Annotated in this window: 24 protein-coding genes and 1 pseudogene; 13 read left to right on the forward strand and 12 right to left on the reverse strand. The window is 59.9% G+C overall.

What is annotated here, in order from left to right; all coding sequences use genetic code 11:
- Positions 1-190 (forward strand): hypothetical protein (locus PQR67_RS34835; RefSeq protein WP_408467336.1); only part of this gene is annotated, 190 nt, incomplete at its 5' end.
- A 366-nt stretch (positions 191-556) separates the two neighbouring features.
- Here the strand turns inward: PQR67_RS34835 and PQR67_RS34840 are convergent.
- The 3 genes from PQR67_RS34840 to PQR67_RS34850 all read right to left on the reverse strand — a co-directional run bounded on the left by PQR67_RS34840 (position 557) and on the right by PQR67_RS34850 (position 2,505).
- A complete protein-coding gene (locus PQR67_RS34840; RefSeq protein WP_408467337.1) occupies positions 557-1,075 on the reverse strand; it encodes a hypothetical protein in 519 nt (172 codons plus the stop codon).
- Positions 1,076-1,310: 235 nt separating this feature from the next.
- The gene (locus PQR67_RS34845; RefSeq protein WP_408467338.1) at positions 1,311-1,790 is read right to left on the reverse strand and encodes a nuclear transport factor 2 family protein; all 480 of its coding nucleotides are present in this window, start codon (positions 1,788-1,790) and stop codon (positions 1,311-1,313) included.
- Between the two features lie 13 nt (positions 1,791-1,803).
- Positions 1,804-2,505, reverse strand: a complete 702-nt coding sequence (locus PQR67_RS34850; protein ID WP_408467339.1) for a TetR/AcrR family transcriptional regulator — start codon at positions 2,503-2,505, stop codon at positions 1,804-1,806.
- Between the two features lie 109 nt (positions 2,506-2,614).
- On the opposite strand from PQR67_RS34850, the gene PQR67_RS34855 reads away from it, so the two are divergent.
- Positions 2,615-3,265: a YceI family protein gene (locus tag PQR67_RS34855; protein ID WP_408467340.1), complete on the forward strand. Its 651-nt coding sequence runs from the start codon at positions 2,615-2,617 to the stop codon at positions 3,263-3,265.
- Positions 3,266-3,344: 79 nt separating this feature from the next.
- Here PQR67_RS34855 and tdh read toward each other — a convergent pair whose 3' ends face one another.
- Complete coding sequence (gene tdh / locus PQR67_RS34860) at positions 3,345-4,376, reverse strand: L-threonine 3-dehydrogenase (protein ID WP_028195988.1); 1,032 nt, start codon at positions 4,374-4,376, stop codon at positions 3,345-3,347.
- Positions 4,377-4,389: 13 nt separating this feature from the next.
- A complete protein-coding gene (locus tag PQR67_RS34865) occupies positions 4,390-5,589 on the reverse strand; it encodes a glycine C-acetyltransferase (protein WP_408467341.1) in 1,200 nt (399 codons plus the stop codon).
- Positions 5,590-5,764: 175 nt separating this feature from the next.
- Between PQR67_RS34865 and PQR67_RS34870 the strand changes: the two genes are divergently transcribed.
- The 3 genes from PQR67_RS34870 to PQR67_RS34880 all read left to right on the forward strand — a co-directional run bounded on the left by PQR67_RS34870 (position 5,765) and on the right by PQR67_RS34880 (position 8,027).
- Positions 5,765-6,391, forward strand: a complete 627-nt coding sequence (locus PQR67_RS34870) for a helix-turn-helix domain-containing protein (RefSeq protein WP_408467342.1) — start codon at positions 5,765-5,767, stop codon at positions 6,389-6,391.
- Positions 6,392-6,496: 105 nt separating this feature from the next.
- A complete protein-coding gene (locus PQR67_RS34875) occupies positions 6,497-6,895 on the forward strand; it encodes a DUF2471 family protein (protein WP_408467343.1) in 399 nt (132 codons plus the stop codon).
- 64 nt (positions 6,896-6,959) lie between these two features.
- A complete protein-coding gene (locus PQR67_RS34880) occupies positions 6,960-8,027 on the forward strand; it encodes a tyrosine-type recombinase/integrase (RefSeq protein WP_408467344.1) in 1,068 nt (355 codons plus the stop codon).
- Between the two features lie 88 nt (positions 8,028-8,115).
- Here the strand turns inward: PQR67_RS34880 and PQR67_RS34885 are convergent, their stop codons facing one another.
- Positions 8,116-9,321, reverse strand: coding sequence for a DNA-binding protein (locus tag PQR67_RS34885; RefSeq protein WP_408467345.1), 1,206 nt, complete (start codon positions 9,319-9,321; stop codon positions 8,116-8,118).
- A 1,967-nt stretch (positions 9,322-11,288) separates the two neighbouring features.
- Between PQR67_RS34885 and PQR67_RS34890 the strand changes: the two genes are divergently transcribed.
- The gene (locus PQR67_RS34890; RefSeq protein WP_408467346.1) at positions 11,289-12,638 is read left to right on the forward strand and encodes a replication initiation protein; all 1,350 of its coding nucleotides are present in this window, start codon (positions 11,289-11,291) and stop codon (positions 12,636-12,638) included.
- Between the two features lie 81 nt (positions 12,639-12,719).
- On the opposite strand, the gene PQR67_RS34895 is transcribed toward PQR67_RS34890, so the two are convergent.
- From PQR67_RS34895 to PQR67_RS34905, 3 genes and pseudogenes are all read right to left on the reverse strand, one after another.
- Complete coding sequence (locus PQR67_RS34895) at positions 12,720-13,763, reverse strand: ParB/RepB/Spo0J family partition protein (RefSeq protein WP_408467347.1); 1,044 nt, start codon at positions 13,761-13,763, stop codon at positions 12,720-12,722.
- Positions 13,764-13,787: 24 nt separating this feature from the next.
- Positions 13,788-14,450 carry a ParA family partition ATPase gene (gene parA / locus PQR67_RS34900; protein WP_028195981.1) on the reverse strand — a complete coding sequence of 221 codons (663 nt, stop codon included), beginning with the start codon at positions 14,448-14,450 and terminating at the stop codon, positions 13,788-13,790.
- A gap of 543 nt (positions 14,451-14,993) precedes the next feature.
- Positions 14,994-15,479 (reverse strand): annotated as a pseudogene (locus PQR67_RS34905) (M24 family metallopeptidase); the annotation flags it as partial.
- Positions 15,480-15,806: 327 nt separating this feature from the next.
- Here PQR67_RS34905 and arsC point away from each other — a divergent pair.
- The gene (arsC, locus tag PQR67_RS34910; RefSeq protein ID WP_408467348.1) at positions 15,807-16,166 is read left to right on the forward strand and encodes an arsenate reductase (glutaredoxin); all 360 of its coding nucleotides are present in this window, start codon (positions 15,807-15,809) and stop codon (positions 16,164-16,166) included.
- 29 nt (positions 16,167-16,195) lie between these two features.
- Here the strand turns inward: arsC and PQR67_RS34915 are convergent, their stop codons facing one another.
- On the reverse strand, positions 16,196-17,179 hold the full coding sequence (locus PQR67_RS34915) for a sulfonate ABC transporter substrate-binding protein (protein WP_408467349.1): 984 nt from the start codon (positions 17,177-17,179) through the stop codon (positions 16,196-16,198).
- Positions 17,180-17,403: 224 nt separating this feature from the next.
- On the opposite strand from PQR67_RS34915, the gene PQR67_RS34920 reads away from it, so the two are divergent.
- Entirely contained in the window at positions 17,404-18,780 is a 1,377-nt protein-coding gene (locus tag PQR67_RS34920) for a GntT/GntP/DsdX family permease (protein WP_408467350.1), read from the forward strand.
- A gap of 154 nt (positions 18,781-18,934) precedes the next feature.
- On the forward strand, positions 18,935-19,225 hold the full coding sequence (locus PQR67_RS34925; protein WP_408467351.1) for a DUF1272 domain-containing protein: 291 nt from the start codon (positions 18,935-18,937) through the stop codon (positions 19,223-19,225).
- A gap of 103 nt (positions 19,226-19,328) precedes the next feature.
- Here PQR67_RS34925 and PQR67_RS34930 read toward each other — a convergent pair whose 3' ends face one another.
- Together PQR67_RS34930 and PQR67_RS34935 are read right to left on the reverse strand one after the other, a co-directional pair.
- On the reverse strand, positions 19,329-19,532 hold the full coding sequence (locus tag PQR67_RS34930) for a zf-HC2 domain-containing protein (RefSeq protein ID WP_408467352.1): 204 nt from the start codon (positions 19,530-19,532) through the stop codon (positions 19,329-19,331).
- Positions 19,519-20,127, reverse strand: a complete 609-nt coding sequence (locus tag PQR67_RS34935) for an RNA polymerase factor sigma-70 (RefSeq protein ID WP_408467353.1) — start codon at positions 20,125-20,127, stop codon at positions 19,519-19,521. Before PQR67_RS34935 ends, PQR67_RS34930 begins: the two co-directional genes overlap by 14 nt.
- A 463-nt stretch (positions 20,128-20,590) precedes the next feature.
- On the opposite strand from PQR67_RS34935, the gene PQR67_RS34940 reads away from it, so the two are divergent.
- The 4 genes from PQR67_RS34940 to PQR67_RS34955 all read left to right on the forward strand — a co-directional run bounded on the left by PQR67_RS34940 (position 20,591) and on the right by PQR67_RS34955 (position 22,646).
- Positions 20,591-20,722, forward strand: a complete 132-nt coding sequence (locus PQR67_RS34940) for a hypothetical protein (protein WP_408467354.1) — start codon at positions 20,591-20,593, stop codon at positions 20,720-20,722.
- Positions 20,723-21,248: 526 nt separating this feature from the next.
- On the forward strand, positions 21,249-21,533 hold the full coding sequence (locus tag PQR67_RS34945; RefSeq protein WP_408467355.1) for a hypothetical protein: 285 nt from the start codon (positions 21,249-21,251) through the stop codon (positions 21,531-21,533).
- Between the two features lie 11 nt (positions 21,534-21,544).
- The gene (locus PQR67_RS34950) at positions 21,545-21,814 is read left to right on the forward strand and encodes a DUF6723 family protein (protein WP_408467356.1); all 270 of its coding nucleotides are present in this window, start codon (positions 21,545-21,547) and stop codon (positions 21,812-21,814) included.
- A 277-nt stretch (positions 21,815-22,091) separates the two neighbouring features.
- Positions 22,092-22,646 (forward strand): NADPH-dependent FMN reductase, encoded by a 555-nt coding sequence (locus tag PQR67_RS34955; RefSeq protein ID WP_408467357.1) that lies wholly within the window; start codon positions 22,092-22,094, stop codon positions 22,644-22,646.
- Positions 22,647-22,658: the final 12 nt, after the last annotated feature.

Genomic DNA, 22,658 nt, shown 5'->3' on the forward strand with positions numbered 1-22,658 from the left:
AGACCCAAAATTTAATTTCGCAACAGCTTCTAAATCGGCCCAAGTGCCTGCCTTTCAAACCGTCGCCTCAGCCCCCGAAAAACCTCACCTTAGCCAGATCCGTCGCAAAGCCTATACTGATTTAAATCGCTCGAAGTCCAAGCCTACAAACAACATCAGAGACAATACCGTCCTGTGTGACGCCTGCTAGGCTATCCGGTAGTCGCTACGACTTTACTGTCCCTATCATTCTATATACTACCTTATGGTGAGCAGCTTTTCTTTAAGGGCCTCACCGTCCATGGGGGTGTATGCATCGTAAATTTCGCCCGATGATCCCGCCGGAAAGCGAAAGTCGGAACTTATAATCTGGAATCCTATTTAACTGCGCAGCGCATTAAATCGAGATGCGGGTGATTGTTTCAGTGCTTGTCGGGAAGGGCCGTGAGTACGGATGCCCGGCAGGGCAAGCTCGGCGGCGTCACGTTTCACGATGCGGCATCAAAAGGCGCAACTTTATTGTCCGCTTCAGGCGATTTTCCAGAAGTCGCAACTTTATTGTCCCGCTACACGCGGATCAGAACTTCACCTTCACCTGAAACCCGATCGTGAACGGAAGATTGTCCGAAGGGATCGGCGGAATCACAATGAAGTTCGCTCCGACGCGCTTGTAGTCGACCATCACGATCGGCGCGACCACCGGTCCGATCGTGTGATTGCGACCCAGGCCCCAGTTGCCGTAGTTGTAGCCCGAGATGATCCCGCCCATCGCCGCGATCCGCACGATGCCCCAGTGCGCGAACTCGGGCGCCCAGACGCCGCCGCCATAATACGAAGGCCGCCGCAGCGAGTTGCGAAAACCACCGGCAGTCAGCGCCCATTGATTGTTGAGCCAGCATTCGACGCCAAGGCCAGGATTGAATTGCTCGAAATGGGTATTGGGGTCGGGATTGATGTGATACGAACCGAGCATGGCGTCGACCCATACGCCGCCCTCGCACCAGTTGCCCGCATGCGCCGCGCTGGCCGCAGCCAGGCTCGCGACCAGCGCCACGGCGGTACGCCGAATGTTCTTCTTGATCTGCCGAAAATGCATGTGTTCTCCGCCACCGGTCGAGCGCCGGTGTCATCTATGTTCTGGTTATTTCCGCTTGCCGTCCGTCGCGCACTGTACCTCAACCCGCACGGGCGATGTGGAGGACACGCTCGGACACGCGGGCACAGCACGTGCCACGCGGCGCAGACGCAACCATAACGGACAACCGATGGCAGAGCGGTGAACATCCGGCAGATGGTCACCTTCAACTTCATCTTCAACGTTAGAGAGGGGTCTAGAGGCCGAGGTCGGACAAACCCGCATGGTCGTCCGGACGGCGACCGAGCGGCCAATGATAAAGACGGTCGGCTTCGCGGATCGGCAGATCGTTGATGCTGGCATGACGGCGCGCCATCAGTCCATGCTCATCGAACTCCCAATTCTCATTGCCATAGGAACGGAACCAGTTATTCGAGTCGTCGTGCCATTCGTAGGCAAAGCGCACGGCGATGCGGTTTTCCGTGAACGCCCAGAGCTCCTTGATCAGGCGGTAGTCGAGTTCTCTCGCCCATTTGCGGCGCAATAGTCCAACGATCTCCGCGCGCCCATGCGTGAACTCGGCACGGTTGCGCCAAACGCTGTCGGGGGTGTACGCGAGCGACACGCGCTCGGGGTCACGGGTATTCCAGCCGTCTTCCGCGGCACGCACTTTCTGGATCGCGGTTTCCCGCGTGAACGGTGGGAGTGGCGGGCGGGTTTCGATCGGTTCGGCCATAGTGGTTCCTCAGTCAGGTTGCGGTGCGCCGGGATGGCGGTCGTTTGCGTGGCGCTTTGCCAGGAGACCCGCTCGCTGATCGACCTGCGAGTGGGTCCGATTCGCTTGCGGACTCGGTATCGAGCAGCGCTTGCGCGGCGGCTCGCGCGTCGAGCGCGGCGTCGGCCTCGCCGCTCACCAGCGCCACGGCAATGGCGCCGTCGAGCAGGATCAGCCATTGGCGCGACAGGCGCGCGGCGCGGCGGCCGTCCACGCCCGATTCGGCCGCGTATTCATCGCACTGGCTTCGCACGAACGCGAGCAGGCGCTCCTTGTGTTTGCGCGCGACGATCCGGATCGGGTCGTCCGCGGCGGCGATTTCGCCAGCGGCGTTCAAAAACGCGCAACCATGAAAATCCTCCGACGCAAACCATTCGCGCAGCACATCGAACATGCCGAGCAGGTGTTTGCCGGCCGTCTTGCCATGCCTTCGCGTGCCTGTGATAAACCAGTTCATCCAGCGTTCGTCGCGCCGCTCCAGCGCGGCGACAACCAGTGCGTCTTTCGATTCGAAATGCGTGTAGAAACTTTTGCGCGCCGTGCCGGACTGCTTGACGATTGCATCGACGCCGGTGGCGTGGATGCCGCCGGCGTAGATCAACGCCTCCGCGGTATCGAGCAGCCTTTCACGCGCGCTGCCGAGCGCAGCCGATTCGGTTGGGTTTTGAGTAGCCATGTGCGAAGGGTAGAACGATCATTCTCCTTCGTCAAGTTTTTGTGCGCTTCAGCGGATCGCGTACGCTTGCTGTTATCGTATTGACGATCGATCAACCGGAACGAATCTCATGAGTCGCTCTACCCTCCGCGCGATGTTTTTACCCACTCTGCTCAGTGCAACGTTGCTGACGGTGGCGGCCTGTACGCCTGTGCGCGTGCTCACTCACACGGTCAGCCAGAATGAAACGCGCGTGCCGCCCGGACACTACGACATCGACCCGGACCACACCAGCATTACGTTCGACATCGATCACTTCAAGTATTCACGATTTACCATGCGCTTCGACCGTAAGCAGGGGCAGCTCGACTGGAATGAAGGAGGGCTGGACCGGAGTAGCGCGACAATCACGATCGACGCCGCGAGCATCGACACGAATGTGCCGCTACTCGACAAGATGGTTAAAAGCGCGAACATGCTCGATGTGTCACGCTATCCGGAGGTGCGATTCGCCACCACGCACTTTGAGCGCACCGGCGAATCGCGCGGCACGTTGAGCGGCGATCTGACGATTCACGGCGTCACGCAACCCGTGACGCTCGAGGTGACTTTCAATGGTTTCGCACCCGATCCGCTCACGAAAAAAGACACGCTCGGTTTTTCCGCGGACGGTCATTTCAGCCGTGCGAAATTCGGTTTGGCAACATGGTACCCGGCTGTCGGCGACGATATTCATGTGCGCATTCAGGCCGAGTTCGTTAAAACGCCCGCAGGCGCGTGAGCGCGGTGCGGGCGTTTCGTTAAGCTTCGTTTCTGCGGCTGCGGCTGCGGCTGCGATTGAGCGCAGGTGCTGTTTTAGTTCACGCAGCCGTCCAGTCGAGAATCACCTTGCCGCTCTCACCTGAGAGCATCGTGGCGAACGCTTCCTGATAATCGTCGACCTTGAAATGATGCGTGAGAATCGGCGACAAATCCAAACCGCTTTGCAGCATCGCGACCATCTTGTACCAGGTCTCGAACATCTCCCGGCCGTAAATGCCCTTGATTTCGAGGCCCTTGAAAATGACCTGAGTCCAGTCGATCGCGGTCTGCGCGGGCGGAATGCCAAGCAGTGCGATCTTGCCGCCGTGGTTCATCGCTTCGAGCATGCTGGTGAAAGCGCTCGGCACACCTGACATTTCCAGCCCGACGTCGAAGCCTTCGGCCATGTGCAGATCCGCCATCACGTCGCGCAGCGATTCACGCGAGACGTTCACCGCACGCGTCGCACCCATCTTGCGCGCGAGTTCGAGGCGATAGTCGTTGACGTCGGTGATCACCACATTGCGCGCGCCCACGTGTTTCGCAATCGCCACCGCCATGATGCCGATCGGCCCCGCGCCCGTGATCAACACGTCTTCGCCCACCAGGTTGAACGACAGCGCCGTATGCGTGGCATTGCCGAACGGATCGAAGATCGCGGCGAGATCGTCGGAGATTTCAGGCGGAATCTTGAATGCGTTGAACGCCGGAATCACGAGATATTCGGCGAATGCGCCTTCACGATTCACGCCGACGCCTACCGTATTGCGGCACAAATGACGGCGTCCTGCACGACAGTTGCGACAGAAGCCGCAGGTGATATGCCCTTCGCCCGACACGCGATCGCCGATCGCAAAGCCGCGCACTTCCTGGCCCATTTCGACGATTTCACCGACGTATTCGTGACCGACGTGCATCGGCACCGGAATCGTCTTTTGTGCCCAGTCGTCCCATTTCCAGATGTGAATGTCCGTGCCGCAGATCGCGGTGCGCGTGATACGGATCATCACGTCGTTGTGACCGACTTCGGGCTTCTTCACATCCGTCAGCGTGAGGCCCGGTGCGCGTTCGAGTTTTGCCAATGCTTTCATGTGCGCCTCCGCTTCAGATGACGCCGAGTTGACGGCCGACACGCGCGAACGCGTCGACGGCCCGATCGATTTGTTGCGGCGTATGCGCGGCGCTCATTTGCGTGCGGATTCGCGCACGGCCCTTGGGCACCACGGGGAACGAGAAACCGATCACGTACACGCCTTCCTTCAGCAACGCGTCGGCCATGTTCGACGCGAGTTGCGCGTCGCCCAGCATGACCGGAATGATCGGGTGTTCTCCTGGCACGAGCGTGAAGCCGAGCGCGCTCATTGCGCGCCGGAAATGCGCGCCGTTTTCGCGCACACGCGCGCGCAGTTGCGCGCCTTCTTCGCTGGCGAGCAATTCGAGTACTTTCAGCGACGCGGCGGCAATGCTCGGCGTCAGCGTGTTCGAGAACAGATAGGGGCGCGAACGTTGGCGAAGCAGATCTATAACTTCCTGGCGCGCGGCGACGTAGCCGCCTGATGCGCCGCCCAGTGCTTTGCCGAGCGTGCCGGTGATGATGTCGACGCGCGAGAGCACACCGCAATGTTCCGGCGTGCCGCGCCCATGTTCGCCGACGAAACCGACCGCGTGCGAATCGTCGACCATGACCAGCGCGCCATAGCGGTCGGCCAGATCGCAGATGCCGGCGAGGTCGGCGATGGTGCCGTCCATCGAAAACACGCCGTCGGTGGCGATCAGCTTGAAGCGCGCGCCAGCCGCATCGGCTTCTTTCAGCCTGGCTTCGAGATCGGCAAGGTCGTTGTTCTTGTAGCGAAAACGCTTCGCCTTCGAAAGCCGCACCCCGTCGATGATGCTCGCGTGGTTCAGCTCGTCGCTGATGATGGCGTCGTTTTCGTCGAGCAGCGTTTCGAACAGACCGCCGTTCGCATCGAAACAACTGGAGTAGAGAATGCAGTCGTCGGTTTGCAGGAATGCGGCCAACGCCTTTTCGAGGTCTTTGTGCACGGTTTGCGTGCCGCAAATGAAACGCACCGACGCCATGCCGAAGCCATCGTTATCCAGACCAAGCTTGGCGGCCTCGATCAGCCGCGCGTCGTTGGCGAGGCCGAGGTAGTTGTTCGCGCAGAAATTCAGCACTTCCGTGCCGTTGGCGAGACGCACGTCAGCCGACTGCGGGCTGGCAATCACGCGCTCGTTCTTGTAAAAGCCGTCAGCGCGGATCTGCTCGAGAGTGCCGCGCAGATGGGCGAGGTAAAGGTCACGCATGAACCAGACTCCTGAAAAGGGGGGTGCGCTCCGACATGTCAGGCATCTGCTGGTATCTGCGGCATGTTCGACGTCGAGGCGGGCTGATATAGTCGGCTGTCAGTTTTATCGGATATTTTCGTTTTTCCGAACTAAAATCCGGTATGTCGAACAACTCTAAACGATAGGTCAGTAAATGGCAAGTTCGGGAAACCGCCGTGCAGCAGCCAACCCGGCAGCATCTTCCAGCGCGGGCACGGTACCGGCGATCGCGGCGCCGCCGCGTGTCGGCGAGCAGATTCAGCGTCTGCGCGCCGAACGGCGCATGACGCTCGACGACCTGTCGCGTGCGGCCGGCGTATCGAAATCGATGCTCTCGGAAATCGAACGCGACAAGGCCAATCCGACGATCGCGGTGGCGTGGCGGCTGACGAACGCGCTCGGCGTCAGCCTCGATTCACTGTTCGCGCCGCAAAAACCGCCGGAGGCGATCGCCGTCTCCGGTCCGCACGACATCCCGACGTTGAGCGGACACGAGGCCAAGTATCAGTTACGTGTTTGGGGGCCGATCGAGTTAGCCGGCAAGTTCGAATGGTACGAACTGACGCTGCAGCCGGGCGGGGCGCTGGTGTCGAATGCGCACGAGCCAGGCACGCGTGAGCATCTGACGGTGCTGCAGGGATCGATCGAGATCGAGGCGGCGAGCACGACAAAACGGCTCAAGGCCGCGGACACCGCGCGTTACGTCGCCGACGAGCCGCACGCGATCCGCAACGCAGGCAAAGGCGAGGCGAAAGCGCTGCTAGTGGTGATTCACGGCTGACGGGCGGGCGCACCGTTGCGGGCTTTTGGCGGAATTGTCCGTTCGGCCGAGGTTGCACGAGACACTGTATATTTGTACAGTACAGGGTATCGACTGGAGCCGATAATGAACGACCTGACGACCGACCAAGCGGAGCATGCTCTGGCCGCGCTGCGCTATCAAACCGCCGCGCGTGATCTCGAACACATCGTGCGCAACATTGCAGCACGCTACATCGTCCAGCAGGTGCCGCTCTCGTGGCGCCTGCTCCATGCAATCGAAGCAGAAGCGCTGGCGGATCTCGGGTTTGCCAGCCGGCACGACGCCATCCTGCTCGGCCTGTTCCAGCGGCCGTCCGAGCTGCCCTATCCCGAAACGGACGAGGCGGTGGACTTCGGCACATCCACCGCGTTGCCGGCGGTGTTTGCGTTTGCCGTCTCAGCCTATGAAGAGGCGGCACGCCGCGCCGCGCAACCTGCGTCTAAAGACGCTCCGCTAAAGCATGCGCGGGCCTGGGGCGACTAATCTCAGGCGCTGTACTTTCATCGGTTGCCACCTACAATATGCGCAACTAACGGAAAGATAACGCATGTCACCTCCCCATCTGTCCGACCCCGTCCCGCGGCCTGCACCCTCAGCTGATCTCTTCGATCGGGAACGTGAAGACTGGCGCCGCGATCCTCAAATCGCCTTTGATGCATGGCTTGCCAAGCAGCATTTCAGGCGCTCTTCCGCTGAAGTCTATCAAGCGCAGTGGGGGCTTTTCCTCGACTGGCTTGCCGTCCGCCAAAAGAGTCTGGTCACCGTTGATACGCAAACCATCGCTGAGTTCGTGGGTGGCCTTGCGATCCGAAAGCCACAACGCGTCAGGTATTTGCGGCTCATTGAACGGGTACTGGACCACGTGCGCGAAATCGAATCCGCATCGACCAATCCTGCACGTTTCATTGCTCAGGATGGGGAAGCAGCATGGCGAAATGCACGCGATAACGAGCCGACTGGTTTTCTCAATCATGCCGAGCGGGCCGCGCTCATTGCACAACTGTTTTCACCGTTGCCGGCCTTGTCCTTGGCGCAGCGTTGGAGAGAGCGGCGCGATCGTGCATTGATTGCGGTGTTTCTCGGCGGTGGACTCAAGACTGGCGAGGCCGCTGCGCTTACGGTTAGTTGCGTGAATGCCGGCTCACCCTGGGTCACGATCGAATCCGCGAATCCGATGCTCACGCGACGTACGCGGCTCGCGCCTTTCGCGGCCGCCATTCTCGACGCGTGGCTTGCTGAACGGCGCCTGTCCGAACTGGCCGGCAATCTGGTCTTTCCCGCTTCACCTTCCGGGCGGCCAATGCACAAGGCAACCATGCTGCGCGCAGTCGACGCATTAATCGACGCGGCGGGTATTGCCGCGTCGCGAGCCTCACGCGCGAGTCCGCAAACCTTGCGCAACACCTTTGCGGCAGACCTGTTCGAAAACGGGGTTGAGGCGGAACTGGTTGGGCAATGGTTGGGATTTGTACAGGCAGTGTCCGCCAACCGTTTGTATCGGGCGTGGCAAAGGTGGATCGATCAGCAGGATTCGCCGGTCGTCGATGAACCGGATCCGGCCGCTCCGCCATTGCCCACGCCTAGGCGTGACGGGCGTTTGACGAGGAAAGGGTGATCGGGTGAGCCCTGAAAATACTCACCCTTGGGGTCCCGAATTTCCTCACCTTTGGCGATTTAGCCGCTATGACGTCCGCGGCAAGCGGTCATGCCGACGCCGCAATCGAGCCGCTCGACAGAAACCGGCTAACCGCCTCCAGCCTTGAGTCACCGAGGCCCGACGAGTGATCGCACTCCGGACACTGCAGTTCGAAGCGGTGATCCACTTGCGATAGCTCGGGCTCACCTTCGTCACATTTCGGGCAGCGCAGCGGCAGCGTCACGTGACCGTCTGCTGCGGTGCCGATCACGGCCAACTCGGCGGTCGTGAGCCTGCCGGTTTCAACCAGCGAACACAGCAGGCCCGCGATCGCCGGGTCGATGCCCTGCTGGCCGCGCAGCATCGTGAGTTCTTTTGTCAGCGTATCCACTTCGTCCGATTGCTCGCGCAGTTGCGCGTCGAGCCGGTCGCCGCGTGCCTTGGCTGCGGCGATCTGCTGGATAAACTCGAATTCCTTGCGGCTCGCGTCACGCACCCCTGACTGATAGGTCGCAGCCATGCTGCGCAACGAATCGAGTTCGACCAGCATCGGCTTCACACGCCGTTCGGCTTCGGCGACGGCGTCTTTGATCTGTTGCGCATAGTGTTCGGTACTTTGGCGCAATTCGATATGCAGGGCATCAATTCGGTCGCGAAGCGTGGCGTTGGTCGTCTGTTCGGTTTCGATGCGTTGACGCAGTGCTCCGTTTTCGCTGTCGAGCCGGCGCACCGTTGCCAGCATGCCTTCCTGGTGAGCGGCCCCATGTGTTGTGGTGCTGGATAACTCAGTTTCGAGTGCGCGGACACGTTCCCACGCGGCTTCTGCTCTCGACTCGCTGCGCCTGATCGCCTCTTCCGATACGTCGCAGCGAATTTCGGCTTCCCGTGCGCGTTGCTCGGCCGCAGTGATTTGGGCCCGAATTTCTTCGCGTTCGCTATCGAGGGTCGAGTGAGCCTGGACGACGGCTTCTTCAAAGAGGGCTCCCAACAATTCTCCGGCTCGGTCTTCCAGTGCTTTCGGAATTGCGCCGGCACCTACTTTTACCCGCGACACCGTCCTGATGCGTTCCCAAAAGTGATCGATGTCTTTCGGAATGTCGCTTGCGCTGCCTGTTTGGGTCAGGTCGCGAACGGCAGCCATGGACGGGCGAATTCCCAAATCAAAAAAAAGTCGCTTGCAAGCATGCAACGACAGTTCCTGGCGTCGCGCTCCACTTGCCCTCAGCGATTCAAGCTCGTGACGGATCGCTTGCCGCTCCTGGTCCAAATTCATGTACACCTCGATCTAGCCCGAATTGGTTGAATCATAACAATTTACGTATTATTTGCTACGTATTTGTTGGTTGCAGGTGTCAGTTGGGCAGTTGGCGTGTTTTAGGGCAGTTAGCAGGTGATGAGATCGGTGCCCGCCTGGTTTTTCCGTGAAACAAAACGAAGACTAGCTAATAAGTCTTTGTAAATAAAGCGCTTTCGATGATTTTTTCTTGATCGCGCACTGTTTCACGAACGCGTAATGTGAGCTGGGTGGTGGAACGGTTTTGTCCGAAGGGCACGCGGGGGCAATTCTAGAGAGTAATAAAAGTAAACACCTTTGAACCCATGTTAAAAACGTTAACGCCATGGCAAACCCTTACCTGGCGGGAGTTTCAGCGAGGCAAGGTGAAGCTTTGCGGGAGAGGTGGTGAGGTCTTGCGGGAGCTTTGAGTGATGAGGTTCGGGGGCCTCGGTGAGTGGGTCCGGGACAGAACGTGAGCGGGTTCAGGAGCGGGCCCAAAAGTGCGGTTTGGCTAAAGGTGAGATTTTGCGGGACCTGAGCGTCTGGGATCGCCCGGCAGCGCTCAAAAATGGGTGCTGAGTGCGGTAATCACAAAGGTGAGCACTTTCGGGACCACCTTGAACCTCAATTTTTGACCTTATTTAGGCCTCGTAAACCCCATTGGTGAGTCGAGACGGGAGAAAACGCGAACTGAAGGTGAGGCTTTCCGGGGCGAGGGTGTCATTTTTGCCTCAATTTTGTGCATTTCGATGCTTAAGGTGAGGGTTTTCAGGAGCCGAGCCGGATTTCGGCCGAAATTCAGTCGTCTGCGTCGAGGGTTTTCGACCACGCTTCAGGAAAGGTGAGCGAATTCGGGAGATGCAGGTCGAGGCGAATGCGGGCCCGCCGGATAACCTGTTTTTGGCTAAAGGTGAGGTTTTTCGGGAGCCTTTTGGGACGCTCGCGATCGCTAAGGTGAGGAAATACAGGATTGAAATCCTCGCAATGGGCCGGAAAAGCCCTACAGACGCTGTCGGAGCCGGTTCGATTTTCAAGCTGCTCAATTGCTAAGGTGAGGTTTTTCGGGGCTCTCCTGGGTGCAGTCGGAAACGTCGGATTTCGGTGAAAAGCTGCTTAAGGTGAGGATATACGGGAGCATGCGCGCATGGTCTGGCTTGCCGCGAGTTCCTAACTCAATGAAATCATTGGATATTTTTTGTGCGCTGCGCAAAGGTGAGGTTTTTCGGGGGACCGTTTTCGGGACCCGGACAACCCTCTTTCCAGCTCATTGGTGAGACTTTTCGGGAGTATTTATCGGTGCTTTTTTAGACCATCAGGTCTGGAGGCCTCGTCGTTCCGAGCGCTCAGCCCTGATTAAGGTGAGCTTTTTCGGGGGTATTTGTCCCGGGTCGGAGATCAGGCTTGCGTTGCCGGGCGCTGTTTGCTTGTTTGTCGGTTCGCCAGGCGCGGCATCCGTTTATCCGAATGGACGTGTGGCGGGTGCGATATGTATGTATCTCCGCACGACGAGGGGGCTGGACGCGGGCAATCAAGGGATGCATACGCCGGCGAACTTCGCTGCGGCGCACACATGGATAGGAGGCCCTGTGCCATGGCCGGGGGCTTACCCCCCCCTCTTCGCTGAAACAGGCCGACGCGCTTTCGCGCCATTGGCTCAGTGCAACAGCGGCCCATTCGCACCGTGCGCTTAGCCAAAATTCAAGAGAATTTTTTTGAGGTGAGAGGATTCGGGATCGAATAGCCGCCAATCGCCGGGGGCCAAATTCGGTCGGCATTTCGGGAGGCCGCGACCTGTAAGGATGCCCTGAACCTGGTGCGAAACGAGTGAGGTGAGGGTTTTCGGGAGCGGCTCGAGGTGAGTCACGCCTCGTAAGCTCACTTCACCGGGAACGGTGAGACCTATGCTATAGACGTGTATCACCACAGCCGGTATGCTCTCGCCAAATCCCTCCTCGACCAGACGCATGGCCACGAAGCGCGCGAAGAAGACAGACGTAGTCAGCCCGAGCTCGGCCGAATTGCGCAAGGCCGTCGAGGCGATTGCAATCCAGCCCAAGAGCGGCAAGATCACGCTCCTCACCCGCAAGCTGTTCAACGTTCTCCTTGCCGTCGCTCAGCAGGCTGACGAGTCCGGTGACACTTATCGGGCCTTACTGTCCGACATCGTCGCCAATTCCGCATTCGATTCGAATGACACGGCGCTCGTGAAAGAGCACCTGCGGCGTATGGTGTCGGTGCAGGTCGAATGGAGTACCGGCACATCCAGCCAGAAACCGGGCCGGAAATGGGGTATCTCCACGCTGATTGCCGACGCGGAAATTCTTGAAGACCCCACCACTCGCCGCGTCTGGGTAGAGTTTTCGTTCGCGCCAAAGATCAAGAAGAAGCTGCTCGATCCGGTTCAGTATGCACGGCTGAGTCTGCAGTTTCAGAGCCAGTTGCGCAGCAGCGCGGGTCTCGCACTTTACGAAATTTGCGTTCGCTACCTGACTAACCCGAGCCATCTGACGATGCGCGAGTCATGGGAATGGTGGCGCCCCATCCTCTCCGGCACTCCGGACACTGAAGCGGGCGACGAGGCGAAGCGCGAGTACAAATACTTCAAGCGCGATTACCTGCGGCCGGCCATCGCCGAAGTGAATGCGGTCACCAACATCTTTGTCGAATTGATCGAGCATCGGGAAGGGCGGCGGGTCGCGGAGATCCAGTTCCGTGTGACCGAGCGCAAGCAGCCCATGCTTGCACTCGACGAACACCCGAATGTGTTCGACAGCACCCTGGTCGACCGGATGGTGAAGATCGGTATTCCGCTGAAGGAAGCGCAGACCCTGTATGCCGATAGCGAAGAAAACCGGATTCGCGCGGCGCTTCAGATGACCGAGCAACGCATGCGCAGCACGTCGTTACCTGCTGTGCGCAGTGCACCGGCTCTGTTCAAGGATGCGTTGAAGAAGGGCTATGCACCGCCGGTCGAGGCGCTGCCGTCCGGAAACGGTGGCAAAGCCGGCGGGGCGGCGCCCGCAGACGATCTGAAAGCGCGTCTGCTTGGCGAATACTCGGCGGTTCGTCGCAAGGAAGCGCGGGGGCTTTACGAAGAGCAAGGTGAGTCCGAGCGGGAAATCGCGCGGAAGTCCTTTGAGGATGACGAGCTGCCGGATCTCGGCACCCATATGCGGGACGATTGGCGGCGCCGCGGACTGGACTCGAAGATTGTCGAAACGGCATTCTTCGATTGGCTGGCTCGCAAAACGTGGGGCGAACCCACCGATGGCGACCTGCTCGCCTTCACGCTGAGCCAATCGCGCGCGGCGTAATCGTCAAGATCGCACCAGGAAAAACGGCGGCCACTTACGTGTGCCGCCGTTTTTTTCCTGCTGCTGCTGCTTTCCCTTTCGTTACTTCAGCATCTTTTCGATCTGGCGAAGAATGTCGTCGCGCTTCTCACGCGTAAGACCCTTCAAACGAAGTTCGATCCGATCGTCGCCATACGATTTCAGATCACCGACGGCGACACCGCCAAGCTTGATTTCCAGACGTTGCGCATAGCGCTGCCGGCCCGCTGGCTTGGTACTTTCCTGGGCGCTTGCCCTGCCCTTTACGATATCCGCGACTTGTCGCGTGCTCAGGTCGTCCGAGAGAATCTTGTTGATCAGGCGTAGCGTAGCGTCGGCGCCGCGGGCGGTGTGATATCGGCCCACCTGATAGGCCATGTTTGAACCAAAGCGGTCAGGCCGCGCGACCATTTCATGCATCACCGTCTCGGGCAGCTTTGCGATCGACAGGGCGACCGCGACGGTCGACTCGTCCAGACCGAGATGTTCGGCGAGCTCCTTCTGGCTCTGGAAATGCCGATCGTCGAGAAAGCGTTTCCAGACGACGGCGTTATCGAACACCGTCTGCGAATCGCGCTGGACGTTGAGGTCGTAGCCGAGCTTGTAGCTTTCGAGGCCGATCGGCAGATCGATAACGATCGCCTTCACGGCTTCCTTGTTCGCTTCTTTAAGCGCTCGTACGCGTCGGCCGCCATCGCTGACAAAGTAGCTGCCGGGATTGTCGTAATCAGGAATGACGTGAATCGCCTGCTGCTGCCCTTGCTTCGCCAGATTGACGGCGAGTTCGGCAATCGACGATTTCAGATAGAAATGGCGCGGATTGAACGGACTCGGCTTGATCGTTTTGAGCGCAAGCTCGATGACCTGGCCCGGGCGATAAGCGTGTTCGATCCGCCATGCGCGATAGGCCGCTGACTCATTGGCGATCTCGGCGGCTTCGACTTCGGCGGCCTCCTGCGACATCAGGGGCTGAGTGATGCGGCTCGGTACATCGCCGGTCTTGACCATGCTGTCGATCGCATTCAGGCGATCGAGGGCGGTTCGCTTTTCACTGCTGGTCGTATCAGGACGTGCTTGAAAGCCTTTGGCGAATTGGGAGGGTTTCATTCAGGGTCCTTTATGCGCATAAATTCAGGGGAGCAGGGCTGCGATCTCATTGGCGCACGCCCGTACTTCGATGGCGGCGAGTTTGGCGCCGCGATCGTTCATCTGAAGCACTGTTTGTCCCAACGCCATCGCTTGCTTGTAGGCTTCGCGCGTTGGGATCTGGGTCTTGAGCAGTGGGAAACCGAGTTCTTCCAGCGCGCGCTTCAGTTCGCGCGTCAGCATCCGTTTCTCTTCGGTCTTATTCAGCAGAAAGACTGCGCGCAGGTCTTCGTTCATGACCTGCGCTTGTTGTACGAGCTTCACCAGTCCGACGCTCGACCAATAGTCGGCGGGCGACGACGACGTCGGCATGATCGCTACGCTCGCTGCGAGCAAGACGACGCCGGACACTTTCTCGGTGATGGAGGGCGGGCAGTCGACAACGATGATGTCGTAGTCCGCCACGAATTTCTTGATCTCGCGATGGATCTGGCTGCCGGCTTCGGAAAGATTGACGACCGGGAAAGGGATGCCGGTTTCGCCGTCGGATGATGCACTGGCCCAGTGGATCAGCGTGTTTTGACCATCTGCGTCTACGACAAGGACGCGCTTGCCTTTCTCATGGAATGCAGCCCCGAGATGCATCGCGATTGTGCTCTTCCCGACCCCACCCTTCTGCTGAGTTACCGCGATGATTTCTGCTGCCACAATCTTAACCTCCTCTTTTTAGACGCAAATGGATTTTACCTGGATGGATTTTCATTTCAATCGTTTTTGTGTAAACGCGAGAAGAATTAGCCGTTCGGGATAGGTTTATGCGCATAAAGGATGAGGGCATGGCTTGTTAAGGCGCGGCAGCAACCGTCACGCGATCAGGTGCGACACGTCGGTGGCGTCTCAGAGACGTCGGGCGGTTTGGAGGATGAGAATGAAACGGCCGGGACATAGCGCGGTGGTGGCGCGTTTGGACATGATTTGGGCGCGGCAGCCATTCCAGGTTCGACGCGACCTTTGCTGACCCAGCTCTGGTCTTGTTATCTCTTTTTTGGACGTGGCCAGGCTGGCGGAGGTAAAGGGCAGATGCGCATCACTATCGAGCGCCGCGCGCCGTTTCGCGTGGACACCACCTTTATGCGCATAAACTCTTCGGACACGGCTCACGGTCCGAGTCGCCGCGGAGTTTGACCGCGCGGAGGCGATACATGAGCGCCGCCTTGCTAGCCGTTTCGCGAGGTGCGCTGACTACCACATTCAGGGCGCCTCGTAAGCGCTGATGCTGTCCGGCCGCGGCGTCAGCAGTTCGTAGCCCTCTTCGGTCACGGCAATCATGTGCTGCCATTGCGCGGGGAGCGAGTGGTCTTTGGTGATGGCTGTCCAGTCGTCACGCTGCATCGCACTGTCTGCGCGGCACGCATTGATCATCGGTTCGATCGCGAAGACCATACCCAGTTTCAGGCGCGCGCCCTGCCCCGGCTGACCGTAGCGCAACACCTGCGGATCTTCGTGATCAACCTTGCCGATGCCGATGCCGATGCCGATGCCGATGCCGATGCCGATGCCGATGCCGATGCCGATGCCGATGCCGATGCCGATGCCGATGCCGATGCCGATGCCGATGCCGATGCCGATGCCGATGCCGATGCCGTGGCGGCAGTGGTCGCGCACGATCGGGAAGCCGTCACGGTGCGCCACCTTCTGGATCGCATTGCCGACGGCATCTAACGTAGCGCCGGTCCTGTTGGCTTGGTTACGGTTACGCTCATCTGAGGCTGCGCGATACGCGAAGCCCCGTTTTTATGCTTACCGATGTCACCCCACTCGATTCGAATTGAAGCATCACGCCGAGCCGCCCATGCCGTCCTCCATCTCGTGGCGACAAAACGCCAGCCGGCACTTTATGCGCATAAACCGAACGAGCCCACCCGCCAACCCCCCCCTCTCCCAACCAAAGGAAACGCCTCATCACTCCGCCTCGCCCAGCGCCCCACGCGATCCCCCCGCACCCGCTAGAATCTCCGCAAGAAGCGCCACGCAACTCAGTACCAACACCCCTACCAAACAGCCATGATCACCATCTATCACAACCCCCGTTGTTCAAAATCTCGCGCCACGTGCGACCTGGTTGCCAGCACCTACAACAGCACAAGCGAGCCAACGGAAATCGTCGAATACTTGAAGCAGCCACTCACGGTCGCGCAGCTTAAACAACTCCACGCGCAGTTAGGCTGCACAGTCCGCGAGATGATTCGCGACACCGAAGCCGAATTCAAGGCTCTGGATCTCGCCAACCTCTCATTGAGCGACGCTCAGTTATACGAAGCATTGGCAACGCATCCCATCCTCCTGCAACGACCGATCGTCGTGCGAAACGGGCGAGCCGTGATTGGCCGCCCGCCGGAAAATGTCGAGGCGCTATTTGCCTAGACGTGGAAACGTCACGGCCCGGGCGATCTTTAAACCTTGGCCGGCAACGCAGCGTCTTTCGTCACGATCTTTGTCGGGATGATGCGCAATTCGCTGAACGTGTCGGCAATACGTTGCTGTTCTGCAAGTACGTTCGCGTCGATGGGTTTGTAGATATGCGCGTAGTGCCGCAAACCCGCTTCGATCACGCTTGCGTCGAGCCCTTGAATCGGCGCGAGCTGTGCGGCTGCTTCGCTGTAGTGGCCGCGCACCCACGCTCCCTCTTTACCCACCTCGTCCATCATGATCGCGATCACATCGCCGTTTTGCTCCGCAAACGGCCGCGCGCTCAGGAAGAACTGGTGGTGGCTCACGATACCCTCGGCGTCTGCAAGCAGGCGGGCATTCGACTGACGTTTTGCCGCCTCGAGGAAAGGATCCCAGATTGCCCATGCGTCGATCGATCCGCGTTCGAAAGCTGCGCGCGCATCGGCGGGTGCCAGAAAGACGGGTTGAATATCGCTGTATTTCACGCCGTTCTTCTGTAATGCGGCGACCAGAAACCAGTGAACGTCCGAGCCCTTATTGAATGCGATTTTTTTGCCCTTCAGATCCGCCAGCGTTTTGATCGGCGCGTCCTGATGAACAAGGATGCCTTCGGCATGCGGCGTCGGGATTTCATAAGCGGTGTAGACGAAATTCGCGCCGGCCGCCTGCGCGAATACCGGCGGCGCCTCGCCGACATAACCGAAGTCGATCGCGCCGACATTCAATCCTTCGAGCAATTGCGGCCCCGCGGGAAACTCCGTCCACTTGACGGTGATGCCAAGCGGCGCGAGCCGCTTTTCGAGCGTGCCGTGCGCCTTTAGCAACACGAGCGTGTTGGCCGCCTTCTGATAACCGATGCGAAATTCCTTCGCATGCGCGTCCGCTGCGAAGACCGACGTGGAGACAATGGGCAAGGCCGCGGCGGCCAGCGAGGCGCCCACGCTGGCGATGAACGCGCGGCGATTGAGCAGCGGATGACGGGACATAAAAGTGCTCGTTAAGAAACGGACGCAAAACGGACCGATTGGCTCCGACGATAATTCGTCTGCAAGCCTGGACGAACCGATAAATTCGCATAAGCAAATCACGCGCAAGGCACACGCCCATCCACGCCCTTGGCTGCGGGCTTCGCAGCGGCAAGTCGCCGTGCCCCGCTACAATCCGTCATCCGAGGGCAGTAGCGGCTGCGGCAATTGAAAAAAGGGACATCGTGAATCTGACGACAACACTCACGCCGTGGTCATCCCACGACACTCAACTGATCTTGTCGTGCGTGCTCGGGCTCGCACTGATCATCGTCTTCATTAGCGTGCTGAAGCTCGCGCCGTTTCTCTCGATTCTGGTCGGCACGTTCGCGGCCGGCTTTGCGGCCGGCCTGCCGCTGGAAGCGGTGGCCAGCGCATTCAGCAAAGGCGCCGGCGCGTTGCTTGGGGACGTCGGCATCATCATCGCGCTTGGGGCGATGCTCGGTGCCTTGATGGCGGAATCAGGTGCTGCCGACCGGCTCGTCTCGACCATCCTCAAGCACTCCACGCCACGCACGCTACCGTGGTTGATGGCACTGGTGGCGATCATCGTCGGCTTGCCGCTCTTCTTTGAAGTCGGTCTGGTGATGATGGTGCCGATTATCTTCGTGATGGCGCGCCGCTCGCAGCAGCCGATCCTGCGTATTGCGATTCCCGCGCTCGCCGGCATGACCACGCTGCATGCACTGCTGCCGCCGCATCCGGGGCCACTGATTGCGGTGAGCGCGTTGCATGCCGATCTCGGCCTGACCCTCGGTTTCGGCCTGATTGTCGCGATTCCGGCGGTCATTCTCGCGGGCCCGGTCTACGGCATCTGGTTGTCGAAACGGATGCACGTGGTCGAGCCGGAAGAAATGGGCAAGCTTTTCACTGCGTCGCAAAACACCGGTGAGCCGCCGAGTTTCGCGATCTCGCTCATCACCATCCTGCTGCCGGTCGTGATGATGCTGGGCCGCACGGTCGCCAAACTGCTGCTTCAACCCGAGACCTTCCTGTTCAACGCGCTCAATTTTCTCGGTGAGCCGTTGGTCGCACTCGGCCTCACCGTGCTGTTCGCGGTGGTCGCGCTCGGCTGGTCGCGTGGTATGGCGCGCGACCGCGTCGGCGGCATTCTGCGCAAGAGCCTGCCGCCGATCGCCGCGCTGCTGCTGACCATCGGCGCGGGTGGTGGCCTCAAGCAGGCGCTCGTGGTGGCGGGCATCAGCACGACGATCGGCAAGATCGCGGTCGGTTCGCACGTGCCGCTGATACTGCTGGCGTGGCTGATTGCCGTCGCGCTGCGGCAGGCCACCGGTTCCGCAACGGTGGCGACCACCACGACCGCCGGTATCGTCGCCCCGGTCGTCGCGGGTCTCAGCGCGACGCACAATTCGCTGATGGCGCTCGCGATCGGCGCCGGTTCCGTGTTCTTCTGCCACGTGAACGATGCAGGCTTCTGGATGGTGCGTGAGTACTTTGGCTTGCAGTTGAAGCAGACGGTGATGGTCTGGTCGGTGCTGCAGACGATCGTATCCGTCGTCGGCCTCGTCTTGACGTTCGCGTTGTGGACCGTGTTGACCTGAGTTCGGCAACCTGGGCCCGGCATAGGGACGGCAAACAGCAGTGGCAGGAATTGACGTCCGGTTGTCAATTCCGCGTGGCCTTGTCCGCTTACACTGCTTCGGCATGGGCGAGTTGCAGTCCCGCACCTCGCTCCCCTGCCGACGTGGAGCCACCATGCTTGAACTGAGACCGTCCTGCGAAGGGTGCGGCAAATCACTGCCGCCAGATGCGCCCGACGCGATGATCTGCACGTACGAATGCACCTTCTGTGAAGTGTGTGCGCTCAGCACGCTGCGCAACGTCTGTCCGAACTGCGGCGGCAATTTCCAGCATCGGCCGATCCGTACGCATGCGCAGTTGGCCAAACACCCGGCTAGCGCCAAAGCGCATCCCGTTTCCGTCGACGAAGCGTCGCACGCCGGCTTCTTCGAGCGCTACCGGAACACGCCGCCCGGCGAGCGCTAAAGAAGCCAAAGGTTGGGGGTGACGATTCAATGCAGCGCCTTCCCCCGCCACCCCGCCATCGCCTGACGTGCGGTTCAGCGCGCGTTCAAACCCCGACGCCGTTTCAGTCGTCGCTACCGCTCGCCCCCGGCGTCGCAATCCCGCTCACCGCATGCGCAGCCACGCGCAACAGGCGAATCTGTTTGCGGTAATTGCGGCAGCCGCTGCAGGTCGGCAGATGCAACCGGATCGCGACCCATTCGCCGGTCGTCAGAGGGCGGTCGAGCGCGTCCGACAATAGGCGCGTGATGTTCTTACACTTCCCCATTCGCATCCTCTCTGGATAGGCCTTTTTCGCTCAGGCAAGTGCGCAGGCGCAGCCGCGCACGGTAGATCAGCACGCTGCAGTGATTCGCGGTCATCTGCAGTTCAGTGCAGATCGCGTCGGTGTCGAGATCGAGAAACTCGCGCATCATGAATACGCGCCCGATGTGCTCGGGCAGGTGTTCCAGACACATCTCAAACAGGGTCCAGAATTGCTGCTGACGCAGCGCGGTTTCCGGCGTCGGCCAGGGTTGCGGCTTGGCTTCGCGCGACCAGTGGCCGTTGTCCTTGAAGAGCTCGCGATCGAGCAGCGCTTCGCCATCGATTTCGGACTCCAGCGCCGACAGGTTCACGGTGCGCTGCCGGGCGCGCAAGGTGTCGACGAGCTTGTGCCGCAGGATGCCGAACACCCAGGTCTTATGCTCCGATTGCGCGGCAAACCGGTCGGCTTGCGTCCAGGCTGCGGCGAGCGCCTCCTGGACGGCGTCTTCGGCGGCAGCGGCATCGCGTAGTTGCAACCGGGCGAAGCGCACCAGGTCGCGCCGCAACTGCGTCAGATAGACGGGATCGTCGAGCGCCGGCCCGTTTATTTGCGCCATGGCAGGCTCCGTCGCCGCGCTTGCGGCTGCCGCACGTTTTCTTCTGAATCGTTGTGGTTCATAGGCGGATGGGTTTCCTTGCGCAGTTCCCGGACGTGTGCGCCATTCTCCCGCACGTTCCTGCGTAAGCGAATCGGTATTGAACATGTGCCCGCCAGCAAGCGATGACCTGATGGCTTTGTCGTGCCGGGACGGGGTTTATGACGGGACTGATGAAAGCAAAAAACATTATTGCGCAAAATGAAATCTACGCTGCAGCAGCAAATCGCAGCGCAGGTTAGACGTGCGGTCCTACACGTCCCAAAGCAGGCCTCAAACCCGCGCCAATGTACGCCTGAATTATTTCATTATTTGAAAAAATGTCTTCTTCTCTTCGGTGTTTTTATGCGGACACTGAATCGCTATTCTTCAGTCCATCGATCGCATCCGATCGCAAATCAACGCACTGAAGAGGACTCGCACCATGAAACGCATTCTTTCCACCCTGATCGCTTCCATCGCTCTGTTTGCCGCTGCTTCGGGCGCCGCTCAGGCTGCCGCACCGGCCCAGTGCAGCGGCCCGGCATCGTACTGCAACGTGTTCTTCGGCAACTAATTGTCAGAGACGCGGAGCCGGACACGCGTCCGGCGCGAATCCGCAAACGAGACAGGTTTCGAAGTCAGAAAAGGGCGCCGATGAAGGCGCCCTTTTTGCATTTAATCTCGCTACGTTCGACGCCCAAGTGCAAGGTTTCGACGTGCGAGCGTCGCCAAACGGCGGGCGGTACACCGGGCGGTACACAATACGCGGCACTCCGAAGCAACACCCGCGCCTGGTGCGCAAATGCGTCGAATGCTCAAGGTTCTAACGTGTTACAGTGAGTCATCAGCTTGCAGTTCTCCTGCGCGCCTTGCGCGGTCCCTCAGGCATCTGCCTCTCATTACAGCGCCCTGAATCGAACGGGGTCCTTTCCTTCTACCGTGTTTTGCGATGCCGTTGGCGTGGCCTGACAAAAGCGGCCGCTCGTCACGCGCATCACCGATCAACACGGTGCTTTCGCAGCAACGCCGCGACTCGCCCGGCGTCACGCCGCACATCAACGACATGTTCCAGGCGAAATCCTTCACCGGAGACGACCACCATGAACAATACGATCAGAAGCTATCGGGGGCTTGAAATTTATCCGCTGGTTTATCCACACCAGCCGCGCTCTCCCGATGGCGCCCGTCACTATGATGCGGGCTTCGACGCCGCCGTGCGGATTTGCCGGCGCGGTACCGACGACACGTTGACCAGCAGCCGTATCTTTCACGTGCCGAGTCGTTCTCCGTTTGGCGCGGCCGGCGATGCGCGCATTGCATCGACGAGTTACGCGGAACGGGTGATCGACGGCATGGTTGCCGGCCAGTCGATCGTCGACCTTTGATGCGCGCACCGATGGCAAGTCATGTTTCCAGGCGCTCGCAGGGCGCGAATTCCCCGCCCCTCACCGGCCGCGCAAACTATCAGGTCGCGGTGTCGTCGCGTCGAACCTCCAGCGGGACGGTGCCGACGCTGAAAGTGATCCGGTTGAGCGACGAGCGCGTGATCTACCCCTTTCGGGGTCATGCGGACATGCCGCTCTTTGAAACTGCCGATGCCGCTCAACTGTTTGCCGAGACGTATGGCTGGCAGCTTGTGGATGGCGACATCGCGGTGCCGGAATGACGGCGGCGAACACGCGTTTGCCTCAAATCGTCCTAGGCCGAAGGCATGCTTGATTGACAAGGCAAAAGTACCAGTTATCCACAAGGTTATTCAGTGAATCTGTGGATAACTTTGGGTGCTACCGGGTTATCCACTGGTCGCAACTTTCGCGACGAGGGTCCGGGCAGCCGGATGCTGCGGTTTTTTTACTCGCCGTCGCCATCTCGCCCGGCTTTTGCCTATGATGGACAGTTCGTACCCTTTAGCGCGTCAAGCGCCTTACCTCAAGGAAGCGAACATGGCCTATCACATCGCAGTCGTTGTCGGCAGCCTGCGCCGCGAGTCGTTCAACCGCCGGTTGGCACAAGCCGTGATTTCACTCGCGCCCGCGGACTTCACGTTCGAATTCATCGATATTGGCACCTTGCCGCTTTACAGCCAGGAGTACGACTCCGATTATCCCGAAGTCGCCAAACACCTGAAGCAGCGTGTCGAAGCCGCCGACGGCCTGCTGTTCGTCACGCCCGAGTACAACCGCTCCATTCCAGGTGTCCTGAAGAACGCGCTCGACTGGGGCTCGCGGCCGTGGGGCACCAATTCGTGGGGCAACAAGCCCGGCGCGGTGCTCGGCACCTCGCTCGGTGCGACCGGCACGGCGCTGGCACAACAGCATCTGCGCAATGTGCTGGCTTATCTCGATGTCGCCACGCTCGCCCAGCCGGAAGTGTTTATCAAGCACGACCCGGCGGCTATCAACGAGAAAGGCGAGATAACGAACGACGGCACCCGCCAGTTCCTGCAGACCTTCGTCGACCGCTACGTCGCGTGGGTCAAACGTCACGCCGCTGCCTGAGCGCCCATTCGC

The organism is Paraburkholderia fungorum, from assembly GCF_046026025.1.
GTDB lineage: Bacteria > Pseudomonadota > Gammaproteobacteria > Burkholderiales > Burkholderiaceae > Paraburkholderia > Paraburkholderia fungorum_E.